The sequence below is a fragment of the Streptomyces sp. NBC_01077 genome (assembly GCF_045162855.1).
Lineage (GTDB): Bacteria > Actinomycetota > Actinomycetes > Streptomycetales > Streptomycetaceae > Streptomyces.
On record NZ_CP108669.1, the window covers coordinates 2,801,269 to 2,816,868 of the forward strand.

At 72.7% G+C, this 15,600-nt stretch carries 14 protein-coding genes; 6 read left to right on the forward strand and 8 right to left on the reverse strand.

Annotated features, from left to right (window positions below; translation table 11 throughout):
• Position 1 precedes the first annotated feature (1 nt).
• Positions 2–733, forward strand: coding sequence for a GntR family transcriptional regulator (locus OG462_RS12485; protein WP_406057335.1), 732 nt, complete (start codon positions 2–4; stop codon positions 731–733).
• Here OG462_RS12485 and OG462_RS12490 read toward each other — a convergent pair.
• The gene (locus tag OG462_RS12490; protein ID WP_406066499.1) at positions 730–1,872 is read right to left on the reverse strand and encodes a hypothetical protein; all 1,143 of its coding nucleotides are present in this window, start codon (positions 1,870–1,872) and stop codon (positions 730–732) included. The genes OG462_RS12485 and OG462_RS12490 overlap by 4 nt on opposite strands.
• A gap of 23 nt (positions 1,873–1,895) precedes the next feature.
• Positions 1,896–2,828, reverse strand: a complete 933-nt coding sequence (locus OG462_RS12495; RefSeq protein WP_406057337.1) for a 5-dehydro-4-deoxyglucarate dehydratase — start codon at positions 2,826–2,828, stop codon at positions 1,896–1,898.
• 260 nt (positions 2,829–3,088) lie between these two features.
• Here OG462_RS12495 and OG462_RS12500 point away from each other — a divergent pair, with 260 nt between their 5' ends.
• Both OG462_RS12500 and OG462_RS12505 read left to right on the forward strand, forming a co-directional pair.
• Complete coding sequence (locus tag OG462_RS12500; protein WP_406057339.1) at positions 3,089–3,898, forward strand: NAD-dependent epimerase/dehydratase family protein; 810 nt, start codon at positions 3,089–3,091, stop codon at positions 3,896–3,898.
• A 129-nt stretch (positions 3,899–4,027) separates the two neighbouring features.
• The gene (locus OG462_RS12505) at positions 4,028–4,798 is read left to right on the forward strand and encodes an SDR family oxidoreductase (RefSeq protein WP_406066501.1); all 771 of its coding nucleotides are present in this window, start codon (positions 4,028–4,030) and stop codon (positions 4,796–4,798) included.
• A gap of 265 nt (positions 4,799–5,063) precedes the next feature.
• Here OG462_RS12505 and OG462_RS12510 read toward each other — a convergent pair whose 3' ends face one another.
• Positions 5,064–6,038 carry an AraC family transcriptional regulator gene (locus tag OG462_RS12510; protein ID WP_406057340.1) on the reverse strand — a complete coding sequence of 325 codons (975 nt, stop codon included), beginning with the start codon at positions 6,036–6,038 and terminating at the stop codon, positions 5,064–5,066.
• Between the two features lie 109 nt (positions 6,039–6,147).
• Here OG462_RS12510 and OG462_RS12515 point away from each other — a divergent pair, with 109 nt between their 5' ends.
• Together OG462_RS12515 and OG462_RS12520 are read left to right on the forward strand one after the other, a co-directional pair.
• Positions 6,148–6,387 carry a hypothetical protein gene (locus OG462_RS12515; RefSeq protein ID WP_406057341.1) on the forward strand — a complete coding sequence of 80 codons (240 nt, stop codon included), beginning with the start codon at positions 6,148–6,150 and terminating at the stop codon, positions 6,385–6,387.
• Between the two features lie 36 nt (positions 6,388–6,423).
• Entirely contained in the window at positions 6,424–7,653 is a 1,230-nt protein-coding gene (locus tag OG462_RS12520; protein ID WP_406057343.1) for a TerD family protein, read from the forward strand.
• Between the two features lie 21 nt (positions 7,654–7,674).
• On the opposite strand, the gene OG462_RS12525 is transcribed toward OG462_RS12520, so the two are convergent.
• From OG462_RS12525 to OG462_RS12540, 4 genes are all read right to left on the reverse strand, one after another.
• Entirely contained in the window at positions 7,675–8,694 is a 1,020-nt protein-coding gene (locus tag OG462_RS12525) for a 1-aminocyclopropane-1-carboxylate deaminase (protein ID WP_406057345.1), read from the reverse strand.
• Between the two features lie 95 nt (positions 8,695–8,789).
• Positions 8,790–9,497 carry a GntR family transcriptional regulator gene (locus OG462_RS12530; RefSeq protein ID WP_406057347.1) on the reverse strand — a complete coding sequence of 236 codons (708 nt, stop codon included), beginning with the start codon at positions 9,495–9,497 and terminating at the stop codon, positions 8,790–8,792.
• A gap of 97 nt (positions 9,498–9,594) precedes the next feature.
• Positions 9,595–11,049 carry an alkaline phosphatase PhoX gene (locus tag OG462_RS12535; protein ID WP_406057349.1) on the reverse strand — a complete coding sequence of 485 codons (1,455 nt, stop codon included), beginning with the start codon at positions 11,047–11,049 and terminating at the stop codon, positions 9,595–9,597.
• A gap of 147 nt (positions 11,050–11,196) precedes the next feature.
• Positions 11,197–12,651: a hypothetical protein gene (locus OG462_RS12540; RefSeq protein WP_406057351.1), complete on the reverse strand. Its 1,455-nt coding sequence runs from the start codon at positions 12,649–12,651 to the stop codon at positions 11,197–11,199.
• 267 nt (positions 12,652–12,918) lie between these two features.
• Here OG462_RS12540 and OG462_RS12545 point away from each other — a divergent pair, with 267 nt between their 5' ends.
• Positions 12,919–14,781: an endonuclease/exonuclease/phosphatase family protein gene (locus OG462_RS12545; protein ID WP_406057353.1), complete on the forward strand. Its 1,863-nt coding sequence runs from the start codon at positions 12,919–12,921 to the stop codon at positions 14,779–14,781.
• Between the two features lie 23 nt (positions 14,782–14,804).
• On the opposite strand, the gene OG462_RS12550 is transcribed toward OG462_RS12545, so the two are convergent.
• Positions 14,805–15,518 carry an antibiotic biosynthesis monooxygenase gene (locus OG462_RS12550; protein ID WP_406057355.1) on the reverse strand — a complete coding sequence of 238 codons (714 nt, stop codon included), beginning with the start codon at positions 15,516–15,518 and terminating at the stop codon, positions 14,805–14,807.
• Between the last annotated feature and the right edge of the window lie 82 nt (positions 15,519–15,600).

Here is a 15,600-nt window from a genome sequence, read left to right on the forward strand (position 1 = left end):
CATGACCGTCCACCGCCCCGCCGCCCGCAGCACCGCCGGCGGGGACACCCATCAGTCCCTGCGGGAGCGGGTCTATGTGGAGCTGCGTGAGCGGATCATCGAGGGGGAGTACCCGGCGGGCATGCGGCTCGTGGAGCGGGAGATCGCCGACGGGCTACGGGTCTCCCGGGTGCCGGTGCGCGAGGCGATGCAGCGTCTGGAGTCGGAGGGTTTCCTCTCGGTGCAGCCGCGCCGGGGTTCGGTGGTGGCGGATTTCGGCCCGGAGGACGCCGAGTACCTGTTCGACGTACGGGAGAACCTGGAGGGCCTGGCCGCGCGGCTCGCCGCCCGGCATGCGAGCCCCGCGCAACTGAGGGATCTGGAGCGGCTGTTGACGCGGGCCAGGAAGGCGGCGGAGTCCGGACGGCTCCGTGAGGCCGTCTCCCTGAACGCCGACTTCCACCGGCAGATCGTCGAGCTCTCCGGCAACCCGCTCCTGGTAAACCTGATGGCCCCGCTCGACTCCCGGCTGCGCCGGCTCTTCCGGCTCACCTCGGCGCAGTCGGACGGCGAGCCGATGTGCGGGGCCCACGAGCGGCTCTACGAGGCCGTCCGCGACCATGACGAGGACGGCGCGGAGGCGCTGGCCCGCGCCCATGTCGCGGACACCCGCGCCTCCGCCGCGCGTCTGCTCGCCGCGCCGCAGGAACAGCGGGGGCAGCAGGAGCCCCGCGCGGCGGAGACCGCGTCCTAGGAGCTCCCGCCGAGCTTCCGCAGGGCCGTCCGGACGGCGTCCAGATCCTCGTCCGAGGCCAGCCCGGCATGGTAGAGCCGCAGCTCGGTCGCGCCCGCGTCACGGACCCGCTCGGCCTCGTCGGCCAGCCGGTCCGGGGCGCCGCCCATACCGGTGACGACGGACAGGTTTCCCGCGAGGACCGTGTCCACGTGCGCGTGGGCCGCGAACTCCGCGACCCGGGGCGGCCGGGCGACCACCCCGTCCGCGAGGCCCAGGACGTGCGCCGGGTCCGTGCCGGCGTCGGCGCCGCAGCGGTAGGGGGCGGGGTCGGCGTGCAGCAGGACCCGGAAGCCGGGCGGGGCCGCGTCCCGCACGGCGGCCACGGCGGCCTCCTGGAAGGTACGGGCGGTCCCGACGCGCCAGGCCAGGGCCGGGGCCTCCAGGGCGCCGAGCCCGCCCGACGGGCCCGATCCGGCCCATACGGGCTCCAGGGCGCTCCGCACGGCGGCGGCCAGCTCGTCGGGATCGGCGCCCTCGCCCCCGTACCCCTCCCGGCAGGAAGGGCAGAAGCAGAGCGACATCAGGTACTGCTCGCGCTCCCCGAGGGCGACGCCGCCGATCTTGTCGTGGGCGTGCAGATGGGCGAGGCCGTACCAGCCGCAGGATTCCAGCTCGGTGCCGACGGCACCGGGCCGTACGGCGGCCTCGGCGGCCAGCTCGACGAGCAGGGCGCGGACCTCGGGGCGGGCGATGCAGGGCGCCCAGGGGTAGCGGTCGCCGTAGGCGTTGACGACGGAGGTCTCCGGATGCTCGGCGCCGAGGCGGGAGTTGTGCGCGAGCACGACCCAGCTGTGCACCTCGAGGCCGGTGGGCGCGAGGGCCTCGACGGCCCGCCCGAAGGCGTCGCCGGGGGCCCATTCCCCCGCCGGGTACGGGCGGAGCGGGCGGCCCGCCCAGCGGTCCGGGTCCGGCGGGTAGAGCACGGCGGCGTGCTCGGCGGTGACGATCCGGTGGCCGGGGTGGCGGGGGGTCAGTGCCCGGGTGGAGTGGTAGGCGGCGGCGAGCGTGACCTGCGCGAGGCCGAGTTCGGCGAGCAGCCCGGGCGCGGCGGGATCGCCGTCGACGTCCCAGGGGTAGAGGAAGGCCCCTGCCCTCATGCCCCGGTCTCCCGTGCCCCCGCTCACGCGCCGATCTCCTTCAGGAGGGCCCGGCCGCGCTCGACGAGCAGCATGAGGGTGTCGATGTGCTCGGGGGCGGGCTCGCTCAGCGGCGGCCGTACCTCACCGACGTCCAGGCCTCCTCGCCGTACCGCCGCCTTGACGAGCGAGACGGCGTATCCGCGGCCCTGGGCCCGGAGTTCGACGAGCGGCCGGTAGAACTCGTCGACGAGCCGGTTCACGGTGGTGTCGTCGCCGGTGGTGAGGGCGCGGTGGAAGGCGAGGGCGATGTCGGGTGCGAAGCAGAAGACGGCGGAGGAGTAGAGGGTGACGCCGATGCCCCGGTAGGCGGGGCCGGTGAGTTCGGCGGTCGGCAGGCCGTTGAAGTAGAGCAGGTCGAGTCCCTCGGCGCGGACGGCGCTGACGATCCGCTGCATGAGGTCGAGGTCGCCGAGGCCGTCCTTGAGGCCGATGATCCCGTCCGTACGGGCGAGGGCGACGGCGGTGGCCGGGGTGAGGATCGCGTTGTCGCGCTGGTAGACGATGACGTCGAGCGAGGTCGCGGCGGCGAGTTCGGTGTAGTGGCGGAGGAGACCGGCCTGGTCGGCGACGACGAGGTACGGCGGCATGGCGAGGAGGCCGTCGGCGCCGGCCTCCTCGGCGAGCCGGGCGTACTGGACGGCGAGGGCCGTGCCGTAGCCGGCGCCCGCGACGACGGGGACGCGGCCGGCGGCCTCCTCGACGGCGGCTGCGACGCAGTCCCGGAACTCCTCGGGGGTGAGGGCATGGAACTCGCCCGTTCCGCAACAGGCGAAGACGGCGGCGGCGCCCGCGTCGATCCCCGCGCGCACATGGGTGCGGAAGGTGTCGAGGTCGACGGAGCCGTCCGGCGCGAAGGCGGTGACGGGGAAGAAAAGCAGGCCGTCGAGCCGGCCGGCGAGCGGGGCAGTGGTCACGGGCGCTCCCAGGAAAGTCCGTCGTGCAGGGCCATCTCGTGCACAGTTATGACTGTCATCCATATTCTTGAACACTGACGTCCCGCACGCTAGAACAGCACGGAAGGGCCGGTCAAGGCGAGAACGCGCCCTGTCGCACACTCTTGACGCTCCGTCCGGCCGCTCCTTAGCGTGTCCACGGTTGTGAATTCCACTCAGGTGAATGCCACCGCATGCCGTTGAATGCCACTGCATGCCGCTCGACGGAGGAGATCCGCTCCATGGCCGTACCCCGCACCGTCCTGCTCACCGGCGCCGCCGGAGGCGTCGGCACGCTGATGCGGGAGCTGCTGCCCCCGTACGGCTACGAGCTCCGCCTCCTGGACGTCGCCCCCGCGCCGGGGGCGCCGGACGCGATCGTCGCCGACCTCGCGGACCGCGCGGCGCTCCGGGAGGCGGTCCGGGGCGTCGACGCGATCGTGCACCTGGCGGGGATCTCCCTGGAGTCGACCTTCGACAAGATCATGGCCGCCAACATCGCCGGGACGTACAACCTCTACGAGGCCGCCCGCGAGGAGGGCGTCCCGCGCGTGGTGTTCGCCTCCAGCAACCACGCCGTCGGCTTCACCCGGCAGCCGCGCGCGGGCGACCCACTGGTGCCGGTCGACACCCCGCACCGCCCCGACACCTTCTACGGCCTCTCCAAGTGCTTCGGCGAGGACCTGGCGCAGCTCTACTGGGACCTGCACGGCATCGAGACCGTCTCGGTCCGCATCGGCTCCTGCTTCCCCGAACCCACCTCGGTCCGGATGCTGTCGATGTGGCTCAGCCCCGCCGACTGCGCCCGCCTCCTGCACGCCACGCTCACCGCCGAGGACGTGGCCCACACGGTCGTGTACGGCTCCTCCGCCAACACGCGCGCGTGGTGGGACCTCGCCACGGCACGGGCGCTCGGCTTCGAGCCGCGGGACGACTCGGAGGTCTACGCGGAGAAGCTCATCGCCGACAAGGGCTTCCCGCCGGAGGGCAGCGCCGACGACCTCTACCTGGGCGGCCACTTCTGCGTGACGCCTCCGCAGTGGCCGCACTGAACGGCGTGACGCGCCGCCCCGGTGGCCGCACCGAACGGCAGGACCCGCACCGGCGGCCGCACCGAATGGCGTGAACCCGCCCCCGTGGCCGCGCCGGACGACGACAGGAGCGACCCGATGGACCACGCCATGGACGACCGTACGGACCACCGTCCCCTCGCCCTCGTGACCGGCGTCGGCCGTACGGTCGGCATCGGCGCGGGCATCGCCGACCGGCTCGCGGAATCGGGCTGGGACATCGCGTTCACGTACTGGGCCCCGTACGACCGGCGCATGGCCTGGGGCGAGGAGCGGGGCGCGGCCGGGGCGATCACCGAGCGGCTCGCCGAGCGCGGCGCGGCCTGCGCGGCCGTCGAGGCCGACCTCGCCGACCCCGAGGCGCCGGCGCGCGTCTTCGACACGGCCGAGGAACGGCTCGGGCGCCCGGTCACGGCCCTGGTCATGTGCCACTGCGAGTCGGTCGACTCCGGCCTGCTCGACACCACCGTCGAGAGTTTCGACCGCCATTTCGCGGTCAACGCGCGCGCTTCCTGGCTGTTGATCAGGGAGTACGGCCGGCGGTTCACCGGCCCGCCGGGCACCGGCCGCATCATCGCCCTGACCAGCGACCACACCGTGGGGAACCTTCCGTACGGGGCGAGCAAGGGCGCGCTCGACCGCATCACCCTGGCCGCCGCGCGCGAGCTGGCGCAGCTCGGGGTCACCGCCAACGTCGTCAATCCGGGTCCGGTGGACACCGGCTGGATGACGGAGGGGCTACGGGAGGAGACGGTCCGGCAGACCCCGCTCGGCCGCCTCGGCACCCCTCGGGACACCGCGCACCTGGTCGACTTCCTCTGCTCGCCCGAAGGGCAGTGGATCAACGGACAGCTGCTGATGAGCAACGGCGGACTGGCCTGAGGGCGGCGGGCCCGACGAGGAGGGAAATACGCAGGACCCGGCCGGACTGATACGGGGGAGCCGGCCGGGGCCCGGGTCACGGTGCACGCTGGCAGCCGGACCTGCTCACCGTAGGCCCGGACGAAGATCATCGCGAGCCGCGGAACGCGGCACCTGTCCGGAATGCGCGGTGGGTTGACGCACGGAAGCGCGCCGGTCAGCGAAATACGCGCCCCCTTACGCGCCCCGGCGTACGCCGGAGCATCGGCGATCGGCCGAAGGGACCTCAGCGGCACCCGCGCAAGGTCCCCGACGGCGACTCGCCGAACTTCTCCCGATAGCGCGCCGCGAAGCGGCCCTGATGGGCGAAGCCCCAGCGCCAGGCCACCTCGCTCACGCTCACCTCGTCGGGCGCGGCCGCCCGCAGCTCCTCGCGGACCCGGTCGAGGCGGACCTCCCGTACGTACGCCATCGGGGACATCCCCACGTACTCGCGGAACGACTCCTGGAGGCGGCGCACGCTCACCCGGGCCAGGATGGCCAGCTCGGTGGTCGTGAACGGGTGCTCGGGGCGCTCCCGTACCGCGTCCATCACCCGCTTGACCGGGGCCGGCCGCCGCGGCTCCCCCGGGTGGGCGAGTGCCTCGCGCCAGGGGTGCTCGGCGGCCAGGAGCAGCCCGTTGAGCAGGGCCTCCTGCAAGGGTCGGGCCACCAGCTCGTGCTGGGCGAGGCCCTCCCCCGCGAGCGCCTCCGCGGCGATCTGGCGGGCGAAGCGCACCCAGCTCAGACCGGGACCGCGCGTGATGTCCAGGCCCGGCGCGAAGACGAGCGGGCCCCGGGGCGGGCGGCCGATCAGCTGCTCCAGGCGGTCGCGCAGCTCGGCCGCCCCGACCTTCACCGACAGGGTCCGGCAGTCCCCGCTCCAGCGGTCGAGGAAGGTGTCGCCCGCCGGGTCGAGCATGAGGGCCTCGGTGGTCGTCGCGACGATCGAGTGCCCGCCCTGGCGCATCTCCATCCGCCCGCTGAGCGGCGCGTTCAGGTGGTACGCGCCCAGCTCCCCGAAGCTCATCCGCACATCCGCCCCGCAGCTCAGGTCGCCGATGACCAGCGGGCCGAGCGCGACGGTGTCGAAGCGCGCCGCGAAGGGGCGCCGCTCACGGTCGACGACGTCCATACGGTTCGCGTAGTAGCGGGCGTCGAGCTCCACGCGCGCCTCGTCCACGTCCTGCGTCCGGAAACAGCTCCCGTCGACCCTGCTCATCACGCCCCCTGCCCCCGCCGGTCCCACCGGCCCCTCCGCCCCCACTGCACCCATGGGTCGAAAGAATATTCATATGACGGATCTGACCGGGAACGGCAGGATGCCCGGCATGCCACGACCCCATGGATTCACGTACGAGCAGCGCCGTGACGGCTCGGTCGTCCTCACCCACCTGGGACGCGCCGCCGGCGTGCTGCGCGGCGCCCGTGCGGAGAAGTTCCTCGCGGAGGTCGAGTCGGGCGACTCCCAACTCGTCATGGCCCGGTGGACGGGCTCGTACCGCTTCGGCAACGAACGGCAGGCCGGAAACCACCCGCGTAATCAAGGTGGCCGAACCGGCCGAGGGTAAGGGAACGGCAAAGGTACCCGGTTCGTTAGCTCAGGCATGACCGCTATGACCCCCGGCTCGAACATCCCTCTCACCGCCACGCGCGTGGCGGTGGACGTCGCCGCCCCGGTGCGGCTCGACGTCTCGGGCCTGCTGCTCGGCGCCAACGGCAAGGTGCGCTCGGACGACGACTTCATCTTCTACAACCAGCCGTCCGGCCCCGGTGTCACCTACCGCTCCGGCGGCGGTGCCGCCCCCGACGCGATCCTGGTGGACACCGGCGCCGTCCCGGCCGGCATCGAGAGGATCGTCGTCACCGCGAGCCCGGACGCCGCGGGCCAGACCTTCCAGGGCATCGAACCCACGGCCACCCTCCGCAACGCGGACGACGGCAGCGTCCTCGCCACCTTCACCCCGCCGCAGCTGGCCAACGAGACGGCGCTCGTGGTCGTCGAGATCTATCTGCGCAACGGCGCGTGGAAGGCCCGCGCCGTCGGCCAGGGCTATGCGAACGGCCTCGCCGGCATCGCGACCGACTTCGGCGTCTCGGTGGACGACGAGCCCGCCGCCGCCCCGGCCGTCGCCGCTCCGGTCGCGCCCGCCCCCGTCGCCCCGCCCGCGCCCGTCGCGCCCCCGGCGCCGCCCGTCCCCCCGGTGGATCCCCGGATCGCCGCCGCCACGCCCGCTCACCCGGCCCCCGCCCCCTCCGGCAAGATCAACCTCGACAAGGGCCGGGTCAGCCTCCAGAAGAACCAGACGGTGTCCCTGGTCAAGGGTGGCCGCCCGCTGCTCTCCCAGGTCAAGATGGGCCTCGGCTGGGAGCCCGCGTTCCGGGGCAAGGACATCGACCTGGACGCCTCCGTCATCGCGTACGGCCCCCAGCGCAACCACCTGGACAGCTGCTACTTCGGCAAGCTGTCCATCCTCAACGGCTCGGTGAAGCACTCCGGCGACAACCTCACCGGTGAGGGGGCGGGCGACGACGAGGTGATCGTCGTCGACCTCGGCCGACTGCCCGCCGAGGCCACGGGCCTGGTCTTCACGGTGAACTCGTTCTCCGGCCAGAAGTTCACCGAGGTCGCCAAGGCCTACTGCCGGCTGATCGACGCGGCGACGGGCGAGGAGCTGGTCCGCTTCGACCTGACCACCGCCGAGCCGCAGACCGGCGTGATGATGGCCAAGCTCATCAAACAGTTCACCGGCGAGTGGGAGATGACGGCGATGGGCGAGTTCGTGAAGTCCAGGACCGTCCGGGGCATGGTGAAGCCGGCCGCCCAGTCACTCTGAGCGGCCGGCCCCGCCCCGTCGTCAGGCGAACAGGGCGCTGTAGGCGTTGAGGGCGGGCTGGCCGCCGAGGTGGGCGTAGAGCACGGTCGAGTCCCGGCCGATCTCTCCCCGGTCCACCAGGTCGATCAGTCCCGCCATCGACTTCCCCTCGTACACGGGGTCGGTGACCATGCCCTCGGTGCGGGCGGCGAGCTTCATCGCGTCGAGGGTCGCCTCGTCCGGGACGCCGTACACCCCGGCGTGGTAGCGCTCGTCCAGCTCGACGTCGGCCGCCGTCACCGGGTGCTCGACGCCGATGAGGGCGGCGGTGTCCCGGGCGATCCGGGTGATCTGCTCGTGCGTCGGACCGGGCTTCGCGGAGGCGTCGACGCCGATGATCCTGCGGGCCGGCCCGCCCTCCTCGGCGAGCGCGGCGAAGCCCGCGATCATGCCGGCCTGGGTGGAGCCGGTCACCGAGCAGACGACCACGGTGTCGAAGAAGACGCCGAGCGCGCTCTCCTGCTCGGCCACCTCGTAGGCCCAGTTCGCGAAGCCGAGCCCGCCGAGCGGGTGGTCGGAGGCGCCCGCCGGGATCGCGTACGGCTTGCCGCCGCTCTCCTCGACCTCCCGCAGGGCCTGCTCCCAGCTCTCCTTGAAGCCGATGCCGAAGCCCGCCCGCACCAGGCGTACGTCGGCGCCCGCGAGGCGGCTGATCAGGATGTTGCCGACCTTGTCGTAGACGGAGTCCGGCCAGTCGACCCAGCTCTCCTGGACGAGGACGCAGCGCAGTCCGGCGCGGGCGGCGACGGCGGCCACCTGACGGGTGTGGTTGGACTGGACGCCGCCGATGGAGACGAGGGTGTCGCAGCCCTGGGCGAGGGCGTCGGCGACCAGGTACTCCAGCTTGCGGGTCTTGTTCCCGCCGTACGCCACACCGGAGTTGCAGTCCTCGCGCTTGGCCCAGAGGGTGGCGCCGCCGAGGTGATGGGTGAGCCGTTCGAGGGGGTGGACCGGCGAGGGCCCGAAGAGGAGCGGGTAGCGGTCGAAGTCGGTGATCGGCAAAGCGGCTCCCGGTGAGTGACGGCTGCTGGTCGACGTTCCTGGACGCGAAGACGGACGCGGGGACGAGCGCGAAGAAGGGCGCGGGGACGGGCGCGCTACGGCGCCGCGGATCCTGGCGATGTGGGCGCGGGAATGCCCGTCACCTCCGCCACCTCGATGGCGTCGTCCGCGAGTTGCTCCAGGGCCGCCCAGATCTCCGTGGTGACCCGTACCGCCTCCGCCGCGTCCCCCGCCTCGCACGCGTCGATGAGCCGGGCGTGCAGCTCGGCCGAGCCACAGCTCCCGGCGTCGCCGAAGAGCCGCCGCTCGACACGGCGGATCAGGGGGGTGTACCGCGCGATCGTGGCGGCGGCGGCGTGGTTGCCGCTGGCGACGACGAGGACCTGGTGCAGCTCGTCGTCGGCGTTGAGGGCGGCCTCCACGTCGGAGGCGCGGACGGCCGCCGAGAAGCGCTCGTTGGCCTCGCGCATGGCCCGGATGCCCTCGGGCCCGAGCAGGGGCACGCCGGTCCTGGCGGCGAGTTCGTGCATCACCCGCACCACCGAGGCGGCGTCGCGGACGACTCGGCTGACCGGCCGGGTGACCCGGGTGTAGCTCTGCGGCTTGGACTCGACGAGCCCCTCGTCGCCGAGCCGGACCAGGGCCTCGCGCACGGGTGCGCGCGAGAGCCCGAGCCGGTCGGCGAGGTCGGCGTCCTTGAGCGGGGCACCGGGGGCGAGGTCGCCTCGCACGATGGCCTCGCGCAGTGACTCGTACGCCCGGTCACGCAGCAGGGTCCGGCCCACGGGCCGCAATGCGTCCATGGACTGACATGTTAGATGTCAGCGAGATGTCAGTCCATGGAACCGACCAGGGGTCAATGACGGTTCGATGCCGGGTCGGTGGCGGGTCGGACGCGGGTCAGCGGCGCGGCTGGCGGCGCCAGGGACCGGTGATCGCCACCATGATGCCCGGGGTCTGGATGTTGGCGAACAGGGTGTCACCGTCGGGCGAGAAGGTCACGCCGGTGAACTCGCTGCCGTTGAGGTCGTTGCGGGCGATCGGGTAGGTGCGGCCCGAGTCGGTGGCGCCGAAGAGGTGCTGGACGCCCTCGCCGTCCTCGGCGATGACGAGCCCGCCGTACGGGGAGACGGTGATGTTGTCGGGGCCGTCGTAGGCGCCGTCCACGTCCGGGGCGGCGTTCACGCCGAGCAGCACCTTGAGGGTGAGGGTGCGGCGCTTGGGGTCGTAGAACCAGACCTGGCCGTCGTGCGCGGCGCCGGGGCTCTCCTCGCGCGCGTAGGAGGAGACGACGTACGCGCCGCCGTCGGCCCACCACATGCCCTCCAGCTTGCGGGCGCGGGTGATCTGGCCGTCCGTGAACTGCTTGCGGACGGAGACGGTACGGCCGTCACGGTCGGGGACGTCGACCCAGTCCACGCCGTAGACGGTGCCGATCCGGCTCGCCCGGGAGAGGTCGTCGACGAAGCGGCCCGCGGAGTCGATGCACTTGGCGGCCTGGAGCACACCGGCGTCGTCGGCGAGGGTACGGAGCTTCCCGCGGCCGTGCTCGAAGCCCTTCGGCGGCACCCAGCGGAAGAGCAGCCCGTTGGGGTTGGAGGCGTCCTCCGTGAGGTAGGCGTGGCCTCGCTTGGGGTCGATGACGACGGCCTCGTGGTCGTACCGGCCGAAGGCCTTGACCGGCTTCGGGGCGCGGTTGGCGCGGCGGTCGCGCGGGTCGACCTCGAAGATGTAGCCGTGGTCCTTGGTCATGCCGTTGACACCGGCGCGGTCGGAGTTCTCCTCGCCCGTCAGCCAGGTGCCCCAGGCGGTGCTGCCGCCGGCGCAGTTGGTGGAGGTGCCGGCGATGCCGACCCACTCGGCGACGGTGCCGTCGCGGTGCACCTCGACGACCGTGCAGCCGCCGGCCGCGGCCGGGTCGTAGACGAGCCCCTCGGTGAGCGGGACCGGGTGGTCCCACTTGTCGCGGGTGCCCTTGAGCTCGTGATTGTTGACCAGGTACGTGGTGCCGCGCGGCCCGGCGAAGGCGGCGGTGCCGTCGTGGTTGGAGGGCGTGAACTCGCCGGACTCCAGCCGGGTCACACCGCTGTGGGTGATGACGCGGTAGGAGAACCCGGCGGGCAGGGCGAGCATCCCCTCGGGGTCGGCGACGAGCTCTCCGTACCCGAGCCGGTGGCCGTGCTCATGACCGTGGTCGTGGTCGTGACCGTGGTCGTGGCCGCCTCCGTACGTCTCCGGGTCGTCGGAGGCGAGCGCCTCGGGCGCGGTGGCGAGAGCCCCGACGACACCGGTGAGGGCGAGCCCCGCACCGGCGACGGCGGACTGCTTCGTGAACTCTCTGCGGTTGAGGGGCATGTGTGGCGTTCTCCCTGTGCTGGCCCGGATGTCGCGGGCCACCCTCCCGCGCCGCCACGAACACCGTCTGAACGCCACGGGAACAGCGCCGGGCGCGACGCCCGGCACCGACCCCTCAGCGCCCCGCCACCCCCCGGGTCAGGCCGTTCAGGCCCCCGACCTCGACCGGGCCTTGAACGCGGCCTTGCGGGCCTCCTTCGCCGTGCTCTTGTCGCGGTGCAGGCGTCCCATCGCCTCCAGGACCTCCGCGGTCGCCGGGTGCTCCACCCGCCAGGCCGCCTCGAAGAAGCCGCTGTGGCGCCCCGTGAGCCCCTCGATCAGCTCCTGGAGTTCCTCCAGGTCGCCGTCCGCGTCGAGCTGCGCCGCGATCGTGTCGATCGCCAGCCAGAAGATCATCGACTCCGGCGGCGCGGGCACGTCCGCCGCGCCCCGCTCGGCGAGCCAGACCCGCGCGAGGCCGCCGAGTTCCGCGTCGTCCAGGACCTCCCGTACCGCGGGCTCCGCCTCCGCGCCGACCAGCGACAGCGTCTGCTGGCAGTGGAGGCGGCGGAGCGGTGAGCCGGCGTCCGCGCCACGCGCGGCGTGCAGCAGCTCGCGGGCCGCGCCGAGGGCGTCACGGCCGGTCAGCCAGGCGGCGGTCTCCTCCCGGGCGGCGGCCTCCGGGTAGCCGGAGATGCCGTCGAGCAGCGCGTCGGCGCCCTTGTCGGCGAGGTCGCCGACGGCGGGCGCGTCCACGCCGGCCTCCAGCATCCGGGCCCGGACGCCGTAGAGACCGAGCTCGGTGAGCCGGACCATGCCGTACCGGGTGACGTCCTCGTCGTCGATGGGCGGCGCGGGCTCCTCGCCCTCCTCGGCCATCAGCGCCTCGTCGACGGGCTGGTACTCGACGAGCCCGATCGGTTCGAGCAGCCGGAACTGCTCGTCGAGCCGCATCATCGCGTCGGAGACCTGCTCCAGGACGTCGTCGGTCGGTTCGCCCATGTCGTCGGGGACGACCATCGACGCGGCGAGCGCGGGCAGCGGCACCGGTCCTTCGCCGGGCCCGCCCTCGCTGACGGTGAGCAGGTAGAGGTTGCCGAGGACGCCCTCCAGGAACTCGGCCTCCGCCTCGGGGTCCCAGTCGAGCGCCTCGATGTCGATCTCGCCGTCCTCGCCGACGATCGCGTCCAGGTCGTCGAGGACGGGGGCGACGGCGTCGGCGAAGACCACGTCGAAGCCGTCCAGCCAGAGCCCGAGGACGTCCTGCGGCGAACCGGTCGTGACGATCGCGAGGTTCTCGCCGGGCGCGGCCCGTCCGGGGGTGTCACCCGTCTCGCCCTCGGCACCGTCCTCGACGTTCACGAGGCCGGTGTCGACCGCGAGGCGCCAGGCGTCGCCCGCCCAGATCTCGCCGTCCTCGTCGTCGGTGAGGCCCAGCACCTCGACGGCCTCGGGCAGTTGCTCGTCGACGAGCTCGCCGCCCGCGTCGACCCGGGTGTCGTGGCCGGCCCAGCGGGCGAGCCGTACCGCGTGCGCGAGGAGCGGGGCCGCCAGGGCGTCCCGCGCCAGCTCCGCGTCCGCACGCAGCCGAACGGGGGGAAGGGTGGGGTGCTCCGCTGACATCTGGGGGGTCTCCTCGACGCGTCCGTGGGTGAAGGGTGATGAGTGGGGGTGAGGGCTGGAGGGGGGGCAGGGGTGTAGGGCGAAGGGGGCTCAGAGAGGGCTCGGAGCGCGCCTCTCAGCGTAGACGCATCCGAGGTGCCGTCCGTCGGTTCATGGATCCGTCAGCCTTCGTACACCCGTCGACTCTTGACAAGTTGGGCGCCCTGCAAAGAGATTGACGCGCGTAGATACATCTGTCGTTCCTCCAAGCATCCTCGGAGTCCCCTGATGCCTTCCTCCATACCGAGATCTGCCGGCCGCACCGTCGCGCGCTCCGCCGCGGTCTCCGCCGTCGTCGCCGCCGCCCTCGCCGCGGGTCTGCTCGCCGGTTCGACGAGCGCCGCCGCCGAGGACTCCGCGACCGGTGTCCGCATCCACGACATCCAGGGGACGACGCGCGTCTCGCCGCTCGTCGGCACGCAGGTCACCGGCGTCACGGGCATCGTGACCGGCGTCCGCACCTACGGCTCGCGCGGATTCTGGATCCAGGACCCCGAGGGCGACGCGAACCCGGCCACCAGCGAGGGCCTCTTCGTCTTCACGAGCTCCGTCCCGACGGTCGCCGTCGGCGACGCGGTCAGCCTGAGCGGCACGGTCACCGAGTACGTCCCCGGCGGGCTGAACTCCGGCAACCAGTCGCTCACCCAGCTCTCCAAGCCGGTCGTCACCGTGGTCTCGAAGGGCAACGCCGTCCCCGCCCCCGTGACCGTCTCGTCCTGGTCCGTCCCCGACGAGTACGCCCCCGAGGGCGACGCGGCCGCCGCCGGCTCGATCAACGGCCTGACCCTGGACCCGGAGACGTACGCCCTGGACTACTACGAGTCCCTGGAGGGCACGAACGTCCGGATCGGCTCCTCGCGCGTCGTCGGCGCCACCGACCCGTACTCCGAGCTCTGGGTGACGGTGAAGCCCTGGGAGAACCGCAACTGGCGCGGCGGCACGGTCTACGGCTCGTACGGGTCGCAGAACACCGGCCGGCTCCAGATCCAGTCGCTGACCCCGATCGCCCAGCAGCCGTTCCCCAAGGCGAACGTCGGCGACCGGCTGACCGGCACGACCGAGGGCCCGCTCGACTTCAACCAGTTCGGCGGCTACACGATCACCGCCCGCACCCTCGGCACGGTCGTCGACCGGGGCCTGGAGCGCGAGTCCACGGACAAGCAGCACAAGAACGAGCTGGCGGTGGCCACGTACAACGTGGAGAACCTCGACCCGAGCGACCCGCAGGAGAAGTTCGACGCCCTCGCCAAGGCGGTCGTCGACAACCTCGCCTCGCCCGACGTCCTCGCCCTGGAGGAGATCCAGGACAACAACGGCGCCAAGAACGACGGCACGGTCGCCGCCGACCAGACGGTGAAGAAGTTCACGGACGCGATCGTGGCGGCCGGCGGCCCGGCGTACGAGTGGCGCTCGATCGACCCGGAGAACAACAAGGACGGCGGCGAGCCCGGCGGCAATATCCGTCAGGTCTTCCTCTTCAACCCCGAGCGGGTCTCCTTCACGGACCGCGCGGGCGCCGACGCGACCACCGCCACCGCCGTGACGGGCCGCAAGGGCCACGCCGCCCTGACCCTCTCCCCCGGCCGGATCGACCCGGCGAACACCGCCTGGGAGGCCAGCCGCAAGCCGCTCGCGGGCGAGTTCGTCTTCCGTGGCCGTACGGTCTTCGTGATCGCCAACCACTTCGGCTCGAAGGGCGGCGACGAGTCCATCGTCTCGCACCACCAGCCGCCGGTCCGCTCCTCCGAGGCGAAGCGACTCCTCCAGGCGCAGGCCGTCAACGGCTTCGTGAAGGAACTCCTCGCGGTCGAGAAGCAGGCCGACGTCCTCGTCGTCGGTGACATCAACGACTTCGAGTTCTCCGGCACCGCGGAGGCGCTGACCGACGGCGGCGCGCTGTACCCGGCCGTGAAGTCGCTGCCGCGCAGCGAGCGCTACTCGTACGTCTTCCAGGGCAACAGCCAGGTGCTCGACCAGATCCTGACGAGCCCCGGCGTGCGCCACTTCGAGTACGACAGCGTCCACATCAACGCGGAGTTCGCCGACCAGGACAGCGACCACGACCCTCAGGTCCTCCGCTTCCGCCCGTAGTCACCCGGGTCCGCGCACCCCGGTCACACGCCCGCGCTCAGACTGAGCGCGGGCGTGTACCGCCGCACCCGGCTGCCCACGAGCCCCGGGTAGTGGTGCACCCGCGACCAGGCCTCGCTCAGCCGGGCGTCCTCGGCGAGCCACTCCACATGGGCCTGCTCGCTCTCCCACTCGGCGTAGTTCAGGACCCGGCCGCCGTCGGTGGACAGATGGAAGTGGACGCTGGTCCCGCCGGACGCCGGACGCGTCGCCGCGTCCTCGTCCAGAGCGGTGAACACGGTGTCCACCCAGGCCCGGCGGCGCCCCGCGTCCGGCCCCTCGAAGTCGGCCTCGACGATCGCGACGACCCCGGGCAGCTCCCCCGTGCTCGTCATGCCGAGGACGCCGGAACGGTGGATCGGCGCGTAGCGGCGGAGTTCCACCCGCTCTATGCCGGGCACGGCGGCGTCGATCTCGGCGTTCCGGTCGTCGCGGTAGGTGCGGACGAAGTCCTCGTAGGCCTGCTCCTCGGTCCACTGCGAGTAGTGCAGCAGCGTGTCCCCGTCGGTCCCGATGTAGACGCTGTACGACAGCAGCCGGAGGTCGGGCCATTCCCTGCTCTCCCAGGCCCTGCGGATCGCCTCGACGGCCGCGCGCTGGCGCTCGGGGGTGCCGACCCGCCAGGTGCTGGCGAGGACGGCGCCCACTCCGGGGCGGTGGAGGTCGGGACGGGCATCGGGGTGGGCGACGGCGTTCATGGTGGAAGGTCTCCTGTTCCTCGGATGTCTCCACCGTCCTCCCTCAACCAAGGTTGAGGTCAAGTCCCGTCCCCGTGCCAGA

Bases quoted from the DNA above. Each gene is read 5' to 3' on its own strand.
- OG462_RS12490 (WP_406066499.1), bottom strand. From the start codon at position 1,872: ATGAGGGCAGGGGCCTTCCTCTACCCCTGGGACGTCGACGGCGATCCC.
- OG462_RS12485 (WP_406057335.1), top strand. From the start codon at position 2: ATGACCGTCCACCGCCCCGCCGCCCGCAGCACCGCCGGCGGGGACACC.
- OG462_RS12515 (WP_406057341.1), top strand. From the start codon at position 6,148: ATGCCACGACCCCATGGATTCACGTACGAGCAGCGCCGTGACGGCTCG.
- OG462_RS12550 (WP_406057355.1), bottom strand. From the start codon at position 15,518: ATGAACGCCGTCGCCCACCCCGATGCCCGTCCCGACCTCCACCGCCCC.
- OG462_RS12505 (WP_406066501.1), top strand. From the start codon at position 4,028: ATGGACGACCGTACGGACCACCGTCCCCTCGCCCTCGTGACCGGCGTC.
- OG462_RS12510 (WP_406057340.1), bottom strand. From the start codon at position 6,038: ATGAGCAGGGTCGACGGGAGCTGTTTCCGGACGCAGGACGTGGACGAG.
- OG462_RS12535 (WP_406057349.1), bottom strand. From the start codon at position 11,049: ATGCCCCTCAACCGCAGAGAGTTCACGAAGCAGTCCGCCGTCGCCGGT.
- OG462_RS12500 (WP_406057339.1), top strand. From the start codon at position 3,089: ATGGCCGTACCCCGCACCGTCCTGCTCACCGGCGCCGCCGGAGGCGTC.
- OG462_RS12520 (WP_406057343.1), top strand. From the start codon at position 6,424: ATGACCGCTATGACCCCCGGCTCGAACATCCCTCTCACCGCCACGCGC.
- OG462_RS12540 (WP_406057351.1), bottom strand. From the start codon at position 12,651: ATGTCAGCGGAGCACCCCACCCTTCCCCCCGTTCGGCTGCGTGCGGAC.
- OG462_RS12545 (WP_406057353.1), top strand. From the start codon at position 12,919: ATGCCTTCCTCCATACCGAGATCTGCCGGCCGCACCGTCGCGCGCTCC.
- OG462_RS12530 (WP_406057347.1), bottom strand. From the start codon at position 9,497: ATGGACGCATTGCGGCCCGTGGGCCGGACCCTGCTGCGTGACCGGGCG.